Annotated in this window: 1 protein-coding gene; it reads right to left on the reverse strand. The window is 31.9% G+C overall.

What is annotated here, in order from left to right; translation table 11 throughout:
* Positions 1-203: 203 nt before the first annotated feature.
* On the reverse strand, positions 204-627 hold a 424-nt coding region (locus ABD985_RS13665; RefSeq protein WP_345372618.1), incomplete at its 5' end, for a hypothetical protein.

Here is a 627-nt window from a genome sequence, read left to right on the forward strand (position 1 = left end):
TACGCACGGTTCTGTGAGAGGGATGAAGTTAGGGAGAGTCCCTAACTTTACCCTACTCGATCACATCGTAATCTTAGCATAAAGATCCTGTAAATCTTTTAGATCCTTAAGATCCCTGTTCTGACAATGGGTGAAAAAGAAAGGCAACTGTGAGCAGCTAGCCTTTTAGTTATCTATTTGGATATACTGTGATTGAACAGTGGTTACCATTTAGAATACATTTCAAAAACATGTTTTTTCCTATCCTCTATTAAAAGTTTATCTGCATCACAAAAAATGACTTTATATTCCTTTAACACCTTATTGTCCATCTCTAATAGATCTAATAGACTAATTGACACGTATCCATTTCTGTTAGTTAATTTAAATTCAATATAATTATGAAAACCGTCAATCAACTCTCCATTTTCATTAGGGGGAGCCATATACTTTGAAAATTTCCCTCTGTTTTTAGAACAATCAATATCAAATTCTATACAAGGCTTTGCTGTTTTTACTTTACTAGCTTCTTGATTATTAATTATTTCATTAATAAAAACACCATTTTCCTCAATTACTTTATAATATAGTAGTCTGAAAGTGGTTTGACCTAAATGGCCAAAAAATCTGTTAGCTAAGTATGATGAA

It is taken from the genome of Algivirga pacifica (genome assembly GCF_039543525.1).
Lineage (GTDB): Bacteria > Bacteroidota > Bacteroidia > Cytophagales > Flammeovirgaceae > Algivirga > Algivirga pacifica.